At 69.2% G+C, this 15912-nt stretch carries 15 protein-coding genes and 1 rRNA gene; 10 read left to right on the top strand and 6 right to left on the bottom strand.

Annotated features, from left to right (window positions below; genetic code table 11):
- Positions 1–53 precede the first annotated feature (53 nt).
- Positions 54–896: a TetR/AcrR family transcriptional regulator gene (locus E1295_RS11790; RefSeq protein ID WP_132630297.1), complete on the top strand. Its 843-nt coding sequence runs from the start codon at positions 54–56 to the stop codon at positions 894–896.
- Positions 897–974: 78 nt separating this feature from the next.
- Here the strand turns inward: E1295_RS11790 and E1295_RS11785 are convergent, their stop codons facing one another.
- Positions 975–1763: a fructosamine kinase family protein gene (locus E1295_RS11785; RefSeq protein ID WP_132630296.1), complete on the bottom strand. Its 789-nt coding sequence runs from the start codon at positions 1761–1763 to the stop codon at positions 975–977.
- Complete coding sequence (locus E1295_RS11780) at positions 1760–2236, bottom strand: low molecular weight protein-tyrosine-phosphatase (RefSeq protein ID WP_132630295.1); 477 nt, start codon at positions 2234–2236, stop codon at positions 1760–1762. The genes E1295_RS11785 and E1295_RS11780 overlap by 4 nt, the downstream gene beginning before the upstream one ends.
- A gap of 119 nt (positions 2237–2355) precedes the next feature.
- Between E1295_RS11780 and pstS the strand changes: the two genes are divergently transcribed.
- The 5 genes from pstS to E1295_RS11755 are packed head-to-tail and all read left to right on the top strand — an operon-like array spanning position 2356 to position 6829.
- On the top strand, positions 2356–3453 hold the full coding sequence (gene pstS, locus E1295_RS11775) for a phosphate ABC transporter substrate-binding protein PstS (RefSeq protein ID WP_132630294.1): 1098 nt from the start codon (positions 2356–2358) through the stop codon (positions 3451–3453).
- Positions 3454–3459: 6 nt separating this feature from the next.
- Entirely contained in the window at positions 3460–4440 is a 981-nt protein-coding gene (pstC, locus tag E1295_RS11770) for a phosphate ABC transporter permease subunit PstC (protein WP_132630293.1), read from the top strand.
- Entirely contained in the window at positions 4437–5312 is an 876-nt protein-coding gene (pstA, locus tag E1295_RS11765) for a phosphate ABC transporter permease PstA (RefSeq protein ID WP_132630292.1), read from the top strand. The genes pstC and pstA overlap by 4 nt, the downstream gene beginning before the upstream one ends.
- Positions 5313–5327: 15 nt before the next feature.
- A complete protein-coding gene (pstB, locus tag E1295_RS11760) occupies positions 5328–6104 on the top strand; it encodes a phosphate ABC transporter ATP-binding protein PstB (RefSeq protein WP_132630291.1) in 777 nt (258 codons plus the stop codon).
- The gene (locus E1295_RS11755; protein ID WP_132630290.1) at positions 6104–6829 is read left to right on the top strand and encodes a response regulator transcription factor; all 726 of its coding nucleotides are present in this window, start codon (positions 6104–6106) and stop codon (positions 6827–6829) included. The genes pstB and E1295_RS11755 overlap by 1 nt, the downstream gene beginning before the upstream one ends.
- Here the strand turns inward: E1295_RS11755 and E1295_RS11750 are convergent.
- Both E1295_RS11750 and E1295_RS11745 read right to left on the bottom strand, forming a co-directional pair.
- Positions 6798–7742 carry a serine hydrolase gene (locus tag E1295_RS11750; RefSeq protein WP_246079983.1) on the bottom strand — a complete coding sequence of 315 codons (945 nt, stop codon included), beginning with the start codon at positions 7740–7742 and terminating at the stop codon, positions 6798–6800. The genes E1295_RS11755 and E1295_RS11750 overlap by 32 nt on opposite strands.
- Before the next feature lie 121 nt (positions 7743–7863).
- Entirely contained in the window at positions 7864–9018 is a 1155-nt protein-coding gene (locus tag E1295_RS11745; protein WP_132630289.1) for an ROK family transcriptional regulator, read from the bottom strand.
- A 243-nt stretch (positions 9019–9261) separates the two neighbouring features.
- Here E1295_RS11745 and E1295_RS11740 point away from each other — a divergent pair, with 243 nt between their 5' ends.
- From E1295_RS11740 to E1295_RS11730, 3 genes are read left to right on the top strand one after another with little or no spacing between them, the layout of a single operon-like run.
- Entirely contained in the window at positions 9262–10875 is a 1614-nt protein-coding gene (locus E1295_RS11740) for a beta-N-acetylhexosaminidase (protein ID WP_132630288.1), read from the top strand.
- Positions 10872–12830: an ABC transporter permease gene (locus E1295_RS11735; RefSeq protein ID WP_132630287.1), complete on the top strand. Its 1959-nt coding sequence runs from the start codon at positions 10872–10874 to the stop codon at positions 12828–12830. Before E1295_RS11740 ends, E1295_RS11735 begins: the two co-directional genes overlap by 4 nt.
- Before the next feature lie 22 nt (positions 12831–12852).
- Positions 12853–14106, top strand: a complete 1254-nt coding sequence (locus tag E1295_RS11730; protein ID WP_132630286.1) for an extracellular solute-binding protein — start codon at positions 12853–12855, stop codon at positions 14104–14106.
- Positions 14107–14296: 190 nt separating this feature from the next.
- Here E1295_RS11730 and E1295_RS11725 read toward each other — a convergent pair whose 3' ends face one another.
- Positions 14297–15187, bottom strand: a complete 891-nt coding sequence (locus E1295_RS11725; RefSeq protein WP_132630285.1) for a phenylalanine 4-monooxygenase — start codon at positions 15185–15187, stop codon at positions 14297–14299.
- 127 nt (positions 15188–15314) lie between these two features.
- Between E1295_RS11725 and E1295_RS11720 the strand changes: the two genes are divergently transcribed.
- Positions 15315–15773 carry an Lrp/AsnC family transcriptional regulator gene (locus E1295_RS11720; RefSeq protein WP_132630284.1) on the top strand — a complete coding sequence of 153 codons (459 nt, stop codon included), beginning with the start codon at positions 15315–15317 and terminating at the stop codon, positions 15771–15773.
- Between the two features lie 59 nt (positions 15774–15832).
- Here the strand turns inward: E1295_RS11720 and rrf are convergent.
- Positions 15833–15912 (bottom strand): 5S ribosomal RNA (gene rrf / locus E1295_RS11715); the annotation flags it as partial.

The raw sequence follows: 15912 nt of genomic DNA, 5'->3' as shown, positions 1-15912 counted from the left end.
TTTGCTGTTTATGTCGTACACATAGTAGTACACCATAAACAAGGAGGGCGCACATGGCGAGGGGCAGGGCGGACGACCCCGACCACGCGGTCGAGCTGCTGTGGCGGGCCGGCGACCCGGAGCCGCGGCAGGGCCTGAGCCTGCCCAGGATCGTGCGCGCCGCCGTGGAGCTCGCCGACGCCGAAGGACTGGAGGGCCTGTCGATGCGCAAGGTCGCCGACCGGCTCGGCTTCACGACCATGTCGCTCTACCGCCACGTGCCCGGCCGCGACCAGCTCGTCGACCTGATGCGCGACGACGTGCTCGGCGAGCACCCGCGAGCACCCGCGACAGGAGGCTGGCGGGCCCGCCTGGAGGCCGCGGCCAGGCACGCGTGGGAGATCCGCAAGCGGCACCCGTGGCTGGCCGAGGTGCGCGGCAGCCGCCACCTTCCCGGCCCCAACGGCGTCGCCCATTACGACTATCTGCTGAGCACGCTGACCGGCACGGCGCTGCGCCCGCCGGAGGTCATCGCCGTCGTGGGCATGGTCGGCCGGTTCGTCGACGCAGAGGCACTCGTCCTCGTGGAGACCCAGCGGGAGGAGCGGCGCAGCGGAGTGTCGGAGCAGGAGTGGTGGGGCTCGCGCGAGGCGCTCTACGAACGCCTCGACCACTATCCGGCGATCTCCGGCCTGTGGACCGCGGGCGGCTGGGACCACCCGGAGGACTCCTTCGACTTCGGCCTGCGCCGGCTGCTCGACGGTGTCGAGGTCCTCATCCGCCGGCGTGAGGAAATGCGTGACGAAATGTGCGGGGAGTGCGGCGGGCCGCTGGAGCCGGCTCCGTCCGGCCGGCCCCGCGTCTACTGCTCACGCGCCTGCCAGCAGCGCGCCTACCGCCGGCGCAGGAACGGCTAGGGGGCCGGCCTTCCGCACCACGCCGCTGGAGGGGCGACCTTCCGCACCACACCGCTGAGCACCCTCCGCGCCACGCCGCTAGAGGGCCAGCACCCTCCGCACCGCGGCCATCAGGGCCTCCCGGTAGCCGCCCCCGAACGACACCACGTGCACGAGCAGCGGATGCAGCTGGTGCAGCGGCACCCGCTCCCGCCACCCCTCCGCGAGCGGCCACTCCTCCCGGTAGGCGCCCAGCACCCGATCCAGGTACGGCAGCCCGAACAGGGCGAGCATCGCCAGATCGGTCTCCCTGTGCCCGCCGTGGGCGGCCGGGTCGATCAGCACACCCGACCCGCCCGACCACAGCACGTTGCCGCTCCACAGGTCACCGTGGACGCGCGCGGGCGGCTCGGCCGGACCCGCCACCTCGGCGAACCGGTCTGCCGCCCGCTCGACCAGCGCCGCCTCCCGCGCCGGAAGCCCGGCCCGCTCCAGGAACGGAAGCACGCGCCGCGAGGCGTAGAAGGACGGCCAGTCGGCGGCGGGCGCGTTGTCCATCGGCAACTCGGCGATGAACCCCGGCCAGGGCGCACCGAAACCGTCCGCCCCCTCGCGGTGCAGCCGGGCCAGCGCGCGACCGAACCGCTCGGCCGCCGCCGCGCCGGGCGGCTCCTGGCGTACCCATGACAACACGAGCCGGTCGGGCGCGGCCTCGATCACCTCGGGCACCGCGATCGCCTCGCCCAGCCAGCGCAGCCCGGCGGCCTCGGAGGCGAACAGCTCGGCGTGTCCGCGGCCGCTCTTCACGAACACCTCGCGCCCGTCGTCCAGTACGCCCCGGTGGAGCCGCCAGCCGTGTGACGAGCCGAGGTCGTCAATCAGTCTCATCGGCCGATCTCATCGGCTATGTGCTTGGCCACGCCCTCGGATGCGGCCTTGACCAGCGCCAGCACGTCCTCGAACCCCTCCGGCCCCCCGTAGTACGGATCGGGCACCTCTGCCCCCTCCGGCGCGGAAGGGTCGAACGATCGGAACAGCCGCACCTCCACCTCGTACGGAGCCATCCGCCGCAGATTGGACAGGTTGTCCCGATCCATAGCCAAAACCAGGTCATAACGGGCAAACCAGTCGCCCGCGAACTGCCGGGCCCGGTGTGACGAGCCGTCGTAACCGTGCCGGGCCAGGATGTCGAGCGCCCGCTCGTCCATGAGATCACCCACGTGCCACCGCCCGGTCCCGGCGCTCTCGACGGTGACCCGGTCGCCCAGCCCGCGCTCGGCGAGCGTCCGGCGCAGCACCACCTCCGCCATCGGCGAACGGCAGATGTTGCCCATGCACACAAGGCATACGCGATACGTCATAGCTCCCATCATGAGGGTGACCTGGTGCGTTCACCGAACGTTCACCCTTGTTAGGGGTCTGAGTCACCTTCGCTGCATAGCTTCATGGCGACTGAGGATCAAGTGGGAGGAACCCAACCGTGAAGTATGCAGGCCGGCTCGCCGCCGTCGCCTTCGTCGGCGCGCTCTCGCTCGCTGCGTGCGGCACAGACAACAACACCGGGGCCACCGGCGCCACCGCCGCCACCGAGGCCGCGGCAGACAGCGGTCTGAGCGGCACGATCAACGCCGCGGGCTCCTCTGCCCAGGCCAACGCGATCGACCAGTGGAAGAAGGACTTCCAGGCCAACAACTCCGGGGTGAGCATCAACTACCAGCCCAGCGGCTCGGGTGCGGGCATCCAGGCGTTCATCCAGGGCACGGTCGCGCTGGCGGGTTCCGACTCGGCCCTGAAGGACGACGAGCCCGCCAAGGCCGACGCCCGGTGCAAGACCGGCAAGGCCATCAACATCCCCATGGTGACCGGCCCCGTCGCGGTCGTGTACAACCTGCCCGGCGTCGAAGGGCTGCAACTGTCCCCCAAGACGCTCGGCGGCATCTTCAACAGCACGATCACCAAGTGGGACGACCCGGCCATCAAGGCCGACAACCCCGGCGCCACGCTGCCGTCCACGCCGATCCAGGCCTTCCACCGGGCCGACGAGTCGGGCACCAGCGACAACTTCACCAAGTTCCTCGAGGCCACCGCCGACTGGCCGTACGAGGCCGCCAAGGCCTGGCCCGCCGAGGCGAAGGGCCAGGGCGCCAAGGGCTCCGACGGCATCGCCTCCTCGGTCAAGGACACCGAGGGCGCGATCAGCTACGTCGAGATGTCGTACGCCGACAACTCCCAGCTCCAGAAGGCCAAGGTCGCCAACGGCTCCGGCGAGTTCGTCGAACTGACCCCCGAGAGCGCGGCCAAGACCGTCGAGACCGCCGAGGTCAAGGGCACCGGCAACGACCTCGCCCTGTCGATCGACTACGCCACCAAGACGCCGGGCGCCTACCCGATCGTCCTGGTGACGTACGAGATCACCTGCGAGAAGGGCCTGCCGGCCGAGGAGTCGAAGCTGGTCAAGGAGTTCCTCACCTACACCGCCAGCGACGAGGGCCAGGCGTCGCTGAAGGAACTGGGCTACGCCCCGCTGTCCGGTGAGCTGCTCACCAAGGTCCGCTCCGCTGTCGAGGCGATCTCCTAAGAGCCGATGACCATCAAAACGGAAATCCGTGAAGGCGGACCGGCCACGAGCCGGTCCGCCTCTCGGCGCAGCCATGGTGAAGGGCCCTTCCGCTTCCTGTCCACCGGGGCCGGCATCGTCATGCTGGGGATCATGGCGGCCATCGCCGTCTTCCTCATCAGCGAGGCCATCCCGGCGCTCCAGGCCAACAAGGGCAACTTCCTCACCGAGCTGACGTGGGACCCGAACAGCAGCCAGGTGTTCGGCATCGGCGCGCTGGCGTTCGGCACCGTGCTCAGCTCGGCACTCGCCCTCGTCATCGCCACGCCCATCGCGGTGGGCGTGGCGCTGTTCATCTCCCACTACGCGCCGCGCCGGCTGGCCGGGCCTCTCGGCTACCTCATCGACCTGCTCGCCGCGGTGCCCAGCGTGATCTACGGCCTGTGGGGCGTGGCCTTCCTGGTGCCGCTGCTCAGGGAGCCGTCGCAGTGGCTCAACGACACGTTCGGCTGGTTCCCCCTGTTCGCCGGCGAGGGCGCCATCGGCGGCAAGACCATGCTCGCCGGCGGCATCGTACTCGCGATCATGATCCTGCCGATCATCGCGGCCATCTCCCGCGAGGTGTTCCTGCAGGTCCCCAAGATGAACGAGGAGGCCGCGCTGGCCCTCGGCGCGACCCGCTGGGAGATGATCCGCATGGCGGTGCTGCCGTTCGGCCGGCCCGGCGTGATCAGTGCCGCGATGCTCGGCCTCGGCCGGGCGATGGGCGAGACGATCGCGGTCGCGCTGATCTTCCCGGCGACGTTCGGCATCAGCGTGCAGATCCTCACCCCGCAGGGCAACAGCATCGCCGCCAACATCGCCAACGGGTTCGGCGAGGCCGGCGACATCGGCCGCGGCGCGCTCATCGCCTCGGGCCTGGTGCTGTTCATCATCACCCTGCTCGTCAACATGGCCGCCCGCATGATCATCAACCGGCGCAAAGAGTTCATGAAGGCCGACACATGACCACCATCCAGCACATCTCAACCGGCCGCCGGATCAAGGACCGTATCGTCCAGGGGCTGGTCTATCTGGCGTTCGCGCTGGCCGTGGTGCCGCTCGTGTCCGTGCTCTGGCTGGTGATCAGCAACGGCCTGGCGCGCTTCGACCTGACGTTCCTCACCCACTCGATGCGCGGGATCGGCGCGCGCGACGCGGGCGGCGGCGCCTACCACGCCATCATCGGCACCCTCGAACAGGTGCTGCTCTCCTCGCTCATCTCCGTCCCCATCGGGCTGCTCACCGCGATCTACCTCGTCGAATACGGCAACGGCGGCCGCCTGAGCCGGGCCATCAGCTTCTTCGTCGACGTCATGACCGGCATCCCCTCAGTGGTCGCCGGCCTGTTCGTGCTGGCGTTCTGGATCCTGTTCCTCGGCATGCCCTACTCCGGCTTCGCCGGCGCGATGGCGCTGTCGATCCTCATGATGCCGACCGTGGTCAGATCGGCCGAGGAAATGCTCCGGCTGGTGCCCGACGACCTCCGGGAGGCGTCGTACGCGCTGGGCGTGGCCAAGTGGCGCACGATCCTCAAGGTCGTGCTGCCGACCGCGTTCACCGGCATCGTCACGGGCGTCATGCTGGCCGTGGCCAGGGTCGCGGGCGAGACGGCGCCGCTGCTCCTGACGGTGTTCTTCACCGACTCCATCAACAACGACCCGTTCACCGGGCCGCAGATGGGTCTGCCCCTCTACGTCTTCGACCAGGCGGCGCGTCCCAACGACACCGCCATCGACCGGGCGTGGACCGGCGCGCTCACACTCATCCTGATCGTCATGCTGCTCAACCTGGTGGCGCGTCTGATCGCCTGGTGGCGTTCACCCGCCAGGCGCCGATAGGGGGTAACCGCAGATATGTCCAAGCAGATCCAGGTCTCGGGCCTCGACGCGTACTACGGGTCGCACAAAGCGATCGAGGACGTGTCGATGACCATCGAACCGCGCTCCATCACCGCGTTCATCGGCCCGTCCGGGTGCGGCAAGTCGACGTTCCTGCGCACCCTCAACCGTATGCACGAGGTGATCCCCGGCGCGCGCGTCGAGGGCAAGGTCCTGCTCGACGGCGACGACCTCTACAGCAGCAACGTCGAGCCCGTCTCCGTACGCCGGATGATCGGCATGGTCTTCCAGCGCCCCAACCCGTTCCCCACGATGTCGATCTACGACAACGTCGCCGCCGGCCTCCGGCTCAACGGCCGCGTCGGCAAGGCGCAGCTCGACGACACCGTGGAGGAGTCGCTGAAGGGCGCCAACCTCTGGAACGAGGTCAAGGACCGCCTCAGCAAACCCGGCGCCGGCCTGTCCGGCGGGCAGCAGCAGCGGCTCTGCATCGCGCGGGCGATCGCCGTCAAACCGCAGGTGCTGCTCATGGACGAGCCCTGCTCGGCGCTCGACCCCATCTCGACGCTGGCCATCGAAGACCTGATGGCCAAGCTGAAGGACGAATACACCATCGTCATCGTCACCCACAACATGCAGCAGGCCGCCCGGGTCAGCGACAGGACCGCCTTCTTCAACCTGGCCGAGCAGGGCAAACCCGGCAAGGTCATCGAGATGGACGAGACGTCCCGCATGTTCACCAACCCGTCCCAGAAGGCCACCGAGGACTACATCACGGGACGCTTCGGTTGATGACCCGACAGCAGACGGCATCCACGATGAACGGGGACACGAGGACTCAACCCGTACTGCTTATCGCCGACCCTGACGGCTCCGTCGTGGACGCCCTGGCCGCCGCCCTCGAACGTGAGGGCGTGGCCGTCACGGGCGCGCCCGACGGCGCTCAGGGGCTGCTGCAGGCAGGTGCCCTGCAGCCCGACGTGGTGCTCGTCGCGGCCACGCTGCCGGTCATCGACGCCGTGGACTTCGTCCGCGCCGTACGCCTCGCGCGGGCCGTACCCGTGCTGCTCGGCGTCGGGGATGGCCACGCCGAGCAGGCCGTACGCGCTCTCGCGGCAGGCGCGGCCGCCTGCGTGGCCAGGCCCTACCGGGTGCCCGAACTGCTGCCGTTCATCCAGGCGGCCTCCCCCGAGTCGCGCAAGGTGCTGGCGGTGGGCGGGGTCGAGCTGGACGTACAGGCCTACCAGGTGCGCGTGGGCGGACGTACCGTGCACCTGCCGCTGCGGGAGTTCGAGCTGCTGCAGTATCTGATGCGCAACGCCGACCGTACGGTCACCCGCGAGCAGATCATGCGTCACGTGTGGAACGCCACGGCGACCACGTCGACGAACACGATCGCGGTGCACGTCAAACGGCTGCGCGCGCGGCTGGGCGACGAGGACGACCAGCTCATCCAGACCGTACGCGGTGTGGGCTACCGGCTCGTCACCCCGGGCATCTCCGGAAATCCCGCATGATGCGCTCGGTGACGCCTTCGACGGTCTCGATGCCCTGCCCCACCTCCGAGCTGCCCTCGGTGAGCACGGCGACGGCGTAGTCGCGGCCGTCACCCCTGATCAGCCCCACGCTGATCGTGGCCCAGCGCTTGTTCGACACGCGCCTGAGCCAGCCGTTCTTCAGCGCCGCGCGCTCATCCCGGCACGTCGCGGCGCTGATCCCCCAGTCCTGCCCGTCGACGACCCGGCTCATGAGGTCGAGCACCTTCTTACGGTCCCCGGCCCTCAGCGGACTCTTGCCGGACACCAGCGCCTGCATGAGGCGGATCTGGTCCTCCACGGACGTTCTGGTGATTCCCCAGCAATACAGGTCGACGCAGTCGCCCGGTACGCCCTGCGTATGCCTCAGGCCCAGTTTCTTCCCCGCCCTGGTGAACCCGGCCGCCCCGCCGATGCGCAACCACAGGCGGTCCGCGGCGCGGTTGTCGCTGTAGCGGATCATCAGGTCGGCGTCGCGCCTGACGGCCGCGGGCAGCTTCTTCCACGGAGTGGCGAGCAGCAGCGCCATGAGGATCTGGACCTTGGCCGTACTCGCCGTGATCAGCCGCTCGCCGGGGTGATAACGGTAGACCCGCCCGGTCTGCAGCTCCTTGACCATGGCCGTGACCGGCCCAGGACGTCCCCGCAGGTAACGGTCGAGCCTCTTGGTGATCTTGCGGGCGGGGATGGAGGGCAGGCTCCCCTCGCGCGGGCGCTGTTCCAACCGCCCCCGCTGCGCCCGGCGCACCTCGTACGACGCCGTCACGTCCAGCACGGCGGGCACCGCAGCGCGGATCGTCGTGTGCACCACGGGACGGGGCATCGACACCAGCGGCAGGAGCAGGGCGAGGACGATGGCCAGTCGTGACATCGCCCTCGCCCCAAGCGCGATCATCCGAGCATTATCACGACATTTCACAACCCGCCGCTAGACCTGCTACGAGCGGTTCACCCGCAGGACGGCACCTGAGCCCGGCCGCCGGAGGAGACGCACGTCCGGTGCCGGAGATCCGTGGTCAGCGCGAGGTGGGCAGGGGGACGTCCGGGGTGAAGTGCCGGTCGTCGATGTGGGCGACGGCGTAGTCGATGGCGCCCGTGACCACGCACTCGTCCCCCAGCGTCGAGGCGCGCAGCTCCGGCGGGCGGATGCAGGCGCGCTCCAGGCGTTCGCGCAGCCGGGGCAGCAGGACGTCGGCCGAGCGGGAGAAGCCGCCGCCGAGGACGACGACCTGCGGGTCGAGCAGCAGGACCATCGCGCTGGTGCCCACGGCCAGGTCGTCCACGTACCGTTCGACCGCTGCGAGCGCCACCGGGTCGCCGGCGCGGGCGGCGGCCAGGGTGTAGCCGGCGGCGTCCGCCGGAGAGGTGTCCTCGGGGATGACCGGGCAGTTCTGCAGGTGCTCCGAGGCGTCGAACAGTTGCGCCTGCGGCAGCATCGCGATCTCTCCGGCCGCGGCGCCGAAGCCGCGGTGGACCTTGCCGCCGATGATGACCGCCGCCCCCATCCTCCGGCCGACGTGCAGGAACACCACGTCGCTCGCGTCCCGTACGGCGCCACGCACGGCCTCGGACTTGGCGGCCAGGCGGCTGTCGTTCTCGACGAGGACCTCGCAGGGGAACATCCCGCGCAGGTGCCCGGCCAGGTCGAGCCCGGTCCAGGCGGGGATCGCGGCGCAGTAGCGGATGCGTCCCTCCGGGGTGACCACGCCGATGGTGCCGGCCGCGACGATCCACACGTCGTCGATCGTCTTGCCGGCCAGCGCCAGGCAGCTCGCGACCGTCCGCTCGATGGCGGCCAGCCGCTCGTCCAAGGGGGTGTCCGGCTGTACGGGCTGGCGGGTCTCGGCGAGGATCTCGCCGTTCAGGTCGGACAGGGCGGCGCGGATGTTGTGACCGCCTATGTCGAGCCCCACGAGGTGACCGCTCGTCGCGCGGAAGCGGTAGCGGCGGGCGGGCCGGCCGATCGTACCCTGGGCGGGTGGGGTCTCCTCGACCCAGCCGAGCCGCATGAGCTCGTCCACGACCTCCTTCGTGGAGGGGCGCGACAGGCCGGTGCGCTCGGCCAGGGCCGACAGCGTCAGAGGGCCGGCGCTGCGCAGCGTCCCGACCGCGGCCAGGGCGTTGAGCTGCCTGAGCCGTGACAGGTCGCCGCCGCGAAGTGGGGCTGCCATCGTCCGTCCTAACGCAGGTTTCCTGTGGAAGTCGCTTCATTATGCCAGCAGCCGAGTGCGCAAAGACGACCGGGAGTGCAAGATTCGCGCAGCAATGCGCATTGACCCGTGATCTGGGCTGGTGCTAGTAATGAAGCGCTCCTTCGTAAGTCTGAGAAAGGTGGAGCCGATGCCGTTCGTGCACGTGGGGAAGGCCGGAAGCGCCCGCGTCCCGGCGCCGGTCCGTTCCGAGGGGACCGGTCGATGATCGTCCCCAAGCCCTCGCGGTACGAGCCGCGTCCCGGCCGTTTCGTCATCGGCAGGGAGACCGCGCTCACCGCCGACCCGGTGCTCGGCCCGGTCGCGGCTTGGCTGCGCGGTGAGCTCGCCCCGGTGACCGGAGGCGAACTGCTGCCGCCGGGCGGCCCGGGACCGGCGATCAGGCTCGCTCTCGGCGACGACCTGCCGCCGGAAGGCTACCGGCTCACCGTCGCCCCTGACGGGGTCACGCTCGACGCCGGATCGGCGGCAGGGGCCTTCTACGGGGCACAGACCCTGCGCCAGCTCCTGCCGCCCCACGCCTTCCGAAGGTCGGGGACGGGCGAGGCGCTGGAGCTGCCCGCCGTGCACGTGGCCGACGAGCCCCGCTTCGCCTGGCGCGGCGCCATCCTCGACGTGGCCCGACATTTCATGACCAAGGCGGACGTGCTGCGCTTCATCGACCTGATGGCCCTGCACAAGCTGAACGTCCTGCACCTGCACCTGACCGACGACCAGGGCTGGCGCATCGAGATCAAGCGCTACCCGCGCCTGACCGAGATCGGCTCCTGGCGCGAGGAGAGCCAGGTCGGCTGGATGGGCGAGATGGACGGCCGGCCGCACGGCGGCTACTACACGCAGGACGACCTCAGGGAGATCGTCGCCTACGCCGCGCGCCGCCACATCTCGGTCGTGCCCGAGATCGACCTGCCCGGCCACACCCAGTCGGCCATCGCCGCCTACCCGGAGCTGGGCAACCTGGACACCCCGCTGGGCGTGGGCACCACGTGGGGGGTCGGCTCCAACGTGCTGAACGTCGAGGACGCCACGATCACGTTCTTCCAGAACGTCTTCGACGAGGTGCTGGAGCTGTTCCCCAGCCCGTACGTGTGCGTCGGCGGGGACGAGTGCCCGAAGGACCAGTGGCGGGCCAGCCCGTCGGCCCAGCGCCGGATCGCCGAGCTGGGGCTGCGCGACGAGGACGAGCTGCAGAGCTGGTTCATCCACCAGTTCGACGCCTACCTGACCGAGCGCGGCCGGCGCCTGGTCGGCTGGGACGAGATCCTGGAGGGCGGGCTCGCGCCGGGCGCGGTGGTGGCCGCCTGGCGCACCGACGTGGGCGCGGTGGCCGCCGCCCGCGCCGGTCACGACGTCATCAACTGCTCCAACACCGCCGTCTACCTCGACTACCGGCAGAGCCCACTGGAGGACGAGCCGCTGCCGTTCAGGACCGTGCTCACGCTCGAGGACGTCTACGCCTTCGAGCCCGTCCCCGCCGAGCTGCGCGGAGACCCGGCCGCGGAACGAGTCCTGGGCGCCCAGTGCGGGATCTGGACCGAGCTGATCGACTCCACCCGTCACGTCGACTACATGGCCTTCCCCCGGTTGGCGGCCTTCGCGGAGACCGTCTGGTCGGGGCCTGAGCGGGACCTGGCCGACTTCCGCCGCCGCATGGAGGCGCACCTGCCGCGCCTGGACGCGATCGGGGTCGAGTACCGGCGCGAGTCCGGCCCGCTGCCCTGGCAGCGTCGGCCGGGAGTGCCCGGCAGGCCGGAGGAGCCCGCGGAGTGGCAGGCGACGCTGGACTCCTGGACCGCCAATCTCAGAAATCCCCGATGAGCACCCGGACGGCGACCCCCCGCGCGGACTCCGGACTGGCGGGCCGGGCCGCGGACCTGTGGCGGCGCACCGTGCCATGGCGCTGGCTGACGCCGAGCACGGTGCTCATCGCAGGTGTGATCGGATTCCCCGCCCTCTACATGGTCTGGATGTCCTTCCTCGACATCAGCAGAATCGGGCTGGTCACGGGGATGGCGGGGCTGGACAACTACGCCCGCCTGCTCAGCGAGGACGCCCTCGGCCTCGTCGTCGGCAACACGCTGCTGTGGCTGGTGTTCGTCGTTGGACTGACCATGCTGCTCTCGCTCGCGCTGGCGCAGTTCCTGGCCAAGGACTTCTTCGGCCGCAAGCTCGTCCGGCTCGCGCTGGTGGTGCCGTGGGCGACGTCGCTGGTGATGACGGCGACCGTGTGGCGCTTCATCTACGAGGGCGGCAACGGCCTGCTCAACCGGCTGCTGATGGACCTGTCGATCATCTCCGCGCCCGTCGACTGGTACAAGGATCCGGCCACGGCGCTGTACTCGGTGATGGCCGTGGGCATCATCACCTCGATGCCGTTCACCACGTACGTGCTGCTGTCCGGGTTGCAGACGGTGCCGCACGACGTGCTGGAGGCCGCGCGGATCGACGGCGCGAGCGCGTGGGCGACCTGGCGGCGGGTGACGCTGCCGATCCTGCGGCCGTCGGTCATGATCGCCCTCGTCCTCAATATGCTGCACGTCTTCAACGCGTTCACCGTCATCTGGGTGATCATGGGCAAGACGGCGGGCAACCACGCCGACACGACCGTGACGTGGCTGTACAAGATCGCGTTCACCGCACAGCTCGACGCCGGTGAGGCGGCGGCGCTCGGCGTGCTCAACGTCGCCTTCCTGCTGCTGCTCATCCTGGCCTTCGTACTGGTGCTGCGGCCCCACCGCGATCCCTCGGCGGGCAGCACGCCCTCCGCTCCGTCACCCACCACTACTCCGTCACCCACCACTCCGTCACCCGCCGCTCTGCCGCCCGCCGTTCCAGAGCGTGCGCCGGTCGCGAGCCAGGCGGGTCCGACCGCCCGGCCCTCCAGGAGCCCGGCGCCGGGGCGGCGCCGCGGACGGCCGGCCGCGCTCGCGCGGGCGGGGCGCGGGTGGCGGCGGATCCGTCCCGTCGTGCTCCCGGTGGTCGGGTTCGCGGTGGCGCTGTTCTTCATCGCGCCCTACGCCGCGATGTTGTTCGGCTCGCTCAAGACGGACGCCGAACTGTTCGCCGTGCCGGCCGACTACCTGCCCGAGACCTGGGCGTGGTCCAACTACGCGGACGTGTGGCGGCGCATCCCGCTGGCGGACCTCTTCCGCGTCAGCCTGACGATCGCGCTGGCGTCCACCGTACTGGTGCTGGTCCTGGCCGCACCGGCGGCGTACGTGCTGGCCCGCATGAGGTTCAGGGGACGCACCGCGTTCCTCAGCGTGATCCTGGTGACGCAGATGTTCCCCGCCGTCGCCCTGCTCATCGGGCTGTACCGGCAGGCGGTGTTCATCGACGGGATCAACAGCTACGGCGTGATCATCGCCATCAACTCGGCCTTCAACCTCGCCTTCGCCGTGTGGATCCTGCACGCCCACTTCAGCGCGATCCCGGTCGAGATCGACGAGGCCGCCATGATGGACGGTCTCGGCAAGTTCCGGATCATGCTCCGCATGATCCTCCCGCTGGCCGCGCCCGGCCTCGTCACCGTGATGATCTTCACCTTCATCCAGGTGTGGAACGAGTTCGTCATCGCCCTGACGCTCTTCAACGACCCGGCCGGCGGGCGCGTGCCTCTCACGGTCGGCGTCCAGCAGTTCATCGGCCTGTACGAGACCAACTACCAGTATCTCTTCGCCGCGGCGCTGATGGCCATCGTGCCGGCGGTGATCTTGTTCGCGTTCATCGAGAAGCATCTGGTGAGCGGCCTGACCGCCGGGAGCACCAAGTGACAACGAGAAAGATCGGTGTGAGATGACCTCCAGAACCAGACCACGGCTCGGCGCTCTGGTCGCGCTCGCAGGTCTCGTGCTCGCGCTGGCCGCGTGCGGCGGCGGGTCGGGCGGCGCGGACGGCGGCCAGAACTCCATCAAGCTGGTCGTCGCCCAGTACACCGAGGGCACCCGCCCTTACTGGGACAAGCTGATCGCCTCCTTCGAGGCGGAGCACCCGGGCAAGAACGTCGACCTGCAAGTGATCGACTGGGGAAACCTGCAGAGCCAGGTGAACACCATGGTGCAGACCAAGCAGTTCCCCGACGTCCTGAACATCAACGTGTTCGCCGACTACGCGGAGGCCGGGCTGCTCTACCGCGCCGAGGAGGTGGTCTCCAAGGAGGTTCTGTCGGACTTCCTGCCGTCCTTCGCCGAGAACGCCTCCTTCGACGGCGTCCAGTACGGCCTGCCGTTCGTCGCGACCGTCAACGGCCTGTACTACAACAAGAAGATCCTCAAGGAAGCCGGTCTCGACGAGCCCCCGGCCACATGGGAGGAGTTCCGCGCGGCGGTCAAGGCGATCAAGGCGCTGCCCGGCGGCTACGTGCCGTACGCGCTGGCGCTCGGCGCCGAGGCCGGCGACTACGAGTTCGGCACCTGGATGCGGTCCAACGGCGGCGACTGGCGTACCGGTGACAAGTGGACCGTCAACGACGAGCGCGCCGTCGAGACCCTGCAGTTCCTCAAGTCGCTGACCCAGGACGGCTACACCCAGCCGAACCCCGGCCAGACCAACCGTCCCGACGGCACCTGGCCGCTGTTCGCCCAGGGCAAGGCGGCCATGGTGTACGCCTCCTTCGGCACCCGCGCCTTCCTCGACCAGGTGGAGAAGTCGGACGTCGACTACGGCACCGCGACGCACCCCACCAACCACGGCGCCGAGCCGGCCACCCACGGCATCCAGGACTATTTGATGGCCTTCAAGAAGGACGGCAACCAGCAGCTCGTCCGCGAGTTCCTCGACTACTTCTACCAGGCCGACAACTACGCCGAATACCTGAAGGTCGAGGGCCTGCTGCCGACCACGTCGTCCGCCTCGGCGATCATGCGCGAGGACCCCAAGATCAGCCCCATCGTCGACATGGTGGCCAAGGCGCGCTTCGACCCGACCTCGCAGCCGGTGTGGGCCGAGCTGCGCGGCACGGTGGCCGCCGAACTGGGCACCGCCGTCGGCCCCAACGGCGACCCTCGTGCGGTGCTCGACAAGTTCCAGCAGATCGTCGAGCCCTCATGAGCCGTTTCGCCCGCCGGCTCCCCGTCCGATCGGAGGCAGGGGCCACGGACACCGGCCGATCATGATGCCACGACACACGCACCAGCGTCGGTTCCAGCACCACCGTCGACGTCGCCTCACCGGCAACAGGGCGACGTCAACCCTCGAAGCCTGACCGCCACCCCAGCCCGTTGATCATGCCGTCACAGCGCTAGACGGAAGCGGCGGTGACCAGTTTCGCGATGGAATCGTCGTCACAGGTGGCCCAGAAGTCGCCGACGACATCTTCCAGGTGCTGGACCGACTCGGCCCGGAACAACACGTCCTGATATTTCGTGATGTCGTAATGCGTGGTGCCCATGGCGGACAGGTCCAGTGGCCGGATGTCCATGCCGCGGAACTCCTCGATCTCCCCGTACGACGACAGGATTCCCGCCCCGTACGCCTTGAGCTCGCCGGTCTCCTGCATGACCCCGAACTCCATCGTGAACCAGAACACCTTCGACACGAACTCCAGCGCCTCCTCCCCCTCGACGCGCCGTGCGGCCTGGCCCGCCAGGCGGTAGAGGGCGGCGTACCGGGAGTTGGCGAGCGCGTTGGCGTGCCCGATCACCTCGTGGATGACGTCGGGCTCCGGCGTGTAGAACGGCACGGAATGATGCCGGATGTACTGCGTCGAGTGAAAGAACCCATCCGCGAGCACGCCGTAGAAATCACGCAGCGGCACCAGACCGGCCGCCGGCAGATAGCGGAAGCCGGTCAGCGGCTCCAGCAGCTGCGAGACCTCCTCCAGCTGCGGGATCCTGTCCTGAGGCAGGCCCAATCTGGCGGCGCCGTCGAGATACTCCGCCGTGGCGTACTTCGCGTGCTTGATCCCCAGCTCCCTGGTGACCGTCGCCCATACCTCGTGCTCCTGCTCGGTGTACTCCGCGACCGGAATGGGCGTCCCCGGCCGGTAGTTGACCGCCAACCCGGCGATGGCGTTGCGCCGTGCCCGATACACCGGATCCGCGAACCCCGGGTGCGAAGCGGACAGCTCGACGACCACGGAGCCATCTGCTTGTGCCTCGACTGGGGCGAAATACTGAGCTTCCTCAAACATGTCCCATATGACAACAAGTCCCGCTTTCGCTGGCAAGAGCGACCAGCTTGGCTGAGCGATACGCTAGCTCCCGCATGCCATATCACCCGATTCCTGGTCGAATCGCACAGTCGCGGAGGACTCCCTTGTGGACGATCTAGACGCCCGCCTGCTCGTGACCATGCGAGCCCATCCCCGCATCGGCCTGACCGAACTCGCCCGCCTGCTCGGGGTGGCGAGGGGCACGGTCCAGGCCCGGGTGGAGAAACTGACCGCCAGGGGCGTCATCGAGGACTTCGGCCCCACCGTCTCGCCGAGCGAGGCCGGCTATCCGATCCTGGCGTTCGTCTGGCTGCAGATCGCGCAGGGGCGCCTGGAGGAAGCGGTGGATGCGCTACGCGCCGTGCCACACATCCTGGAAGTGCACGGGACGAGCGGACAACACGACCTGCTGTGCCGGGTCGTCGCCAGGACCACGGAACACCTTCAGGAGATCATCGCCCACATTCTGACGTCCCCCGCCGTGCAACGCACGGACTCCACCATCGCCCTGTCCACCCAGATCCCCCACCGGATCGAACCGCTTCTGGCAGATGCCGTCACCTGACGCCGGAAACAGAAAAAGGGGGGTTCCACGCCCTAGGCGTGGAACCCCCCACAAAGATTGTCCGGCGGTGACCTACTCTCCCACACCCTCCCGAGTGCAGTACCATCGGCGCAGAGAAGCTTAACTTCCGGGTTCGGAA

It is taken from the genome of Nonomuraea mesophila, assembly GCF_004352805.1.
In the GTDB taxonomy this organism is placed as follows: Bacteria; Actinomycetota; Actinomycetes; order Streptosporangiales; family Streptosporangiaceae; genus Nonomuraea; species Nonomuraea longispora.
The sequence above is the reverse complement of the archived record's forward strand: the minus strand, read 5'-3'. Positions and strand labels throughout refer to the sequence as shown.

Bases quoted from the DNA above. Each gene is read 5' to 3' on its own strand.
- E1295_RS11790 (WP_132630297.1), top strand. From the start codon at position 54: ATGGCGAGGGGCAGGGCGGACGACCCCGACCACGCGGTCGAGCTGCTG.
- E1295_RS11785 (WP_132630296.1), bottom strand. From the start codon at position 1,763: ATGAGACTGATTGACGACCTCGGCTCGTCACACGGCTGGCGGCTCCAC.
- E1295_RS11780 (WP_132630295.1), bottom strand. From the start codon at position 2,236: ATGACGTATCGCGTATGCCTTGTGTGCATGGGCAACATCTGCCGTTCG.
- pstC (WP_132630293.1), top strand. From the start codon at position 3,460: ATGACCATCAAAACGGAAATCCGTGAAGGCGGACCGGCCACGAGCCGG.
- pstA (WP_132630292.1), top strand. From the start codon at position 4,437: ATGACCACCATCCAGCACATCTCAACCGGCCGCCGGATCAAGGACCGT.
- pstB (WP_132630291.1), top strand. From the start codon at position 5,328: ATGTCCAAGCAGATCCAGGTCTCGGGCCTCGACGCGTACTACGGGTCG.
- E1295_RS11755 (WP_132630290.1), top strand. From the start codon at position 6,104: ATGACCCGACAGCAGACGGCATCCACGATGAACGGGGACACGAGGACT.
- E1295_RS11750 (WP_246079983.1), bottom strand. From the start codon at position 7,742: ATGATCGCGCTTGGGGCGAGGGCGATGTCACGACTGGCCATCGTCCTC.
- E1295_RS11745 (WP_132630289.1), bottom strand. From the start codon at position 9,018: ATGGCAGCCCCACTTCGCGGCGGCGACCTGTCACGGCTCAGGCAGCTC.
- E1295_RS11740 (WP_132630288.1), top strand. From the start codon at position 9,262: ATGATCGTCCCCAAGCCCTCGCGGTACGAGCCGCGTCCCGGCCGTTTC.
- E1295_RS11735 (WP_132630287.1), top strand. From the start codon at position 10,872: ATGAGCACCCGGACGGCGACCCCCCGCGCGGACTCCGGACTGGCGGGC.
- E1295_RS11730 (WP_132630286.1), top strand. From the start codon at position 12,853: ATGACCTCCAGAACCAGACCACGGCTCGGCGCTCTGGTCGCGCTCGCA.
- E1295_RS11725 (WP_132630285.1), bottom strand. From the start codon at position 15,187: ATGTTTGAGGAAGCTCAGTATTTCGCCCCAGTCGAGGCACAAGCAGAT.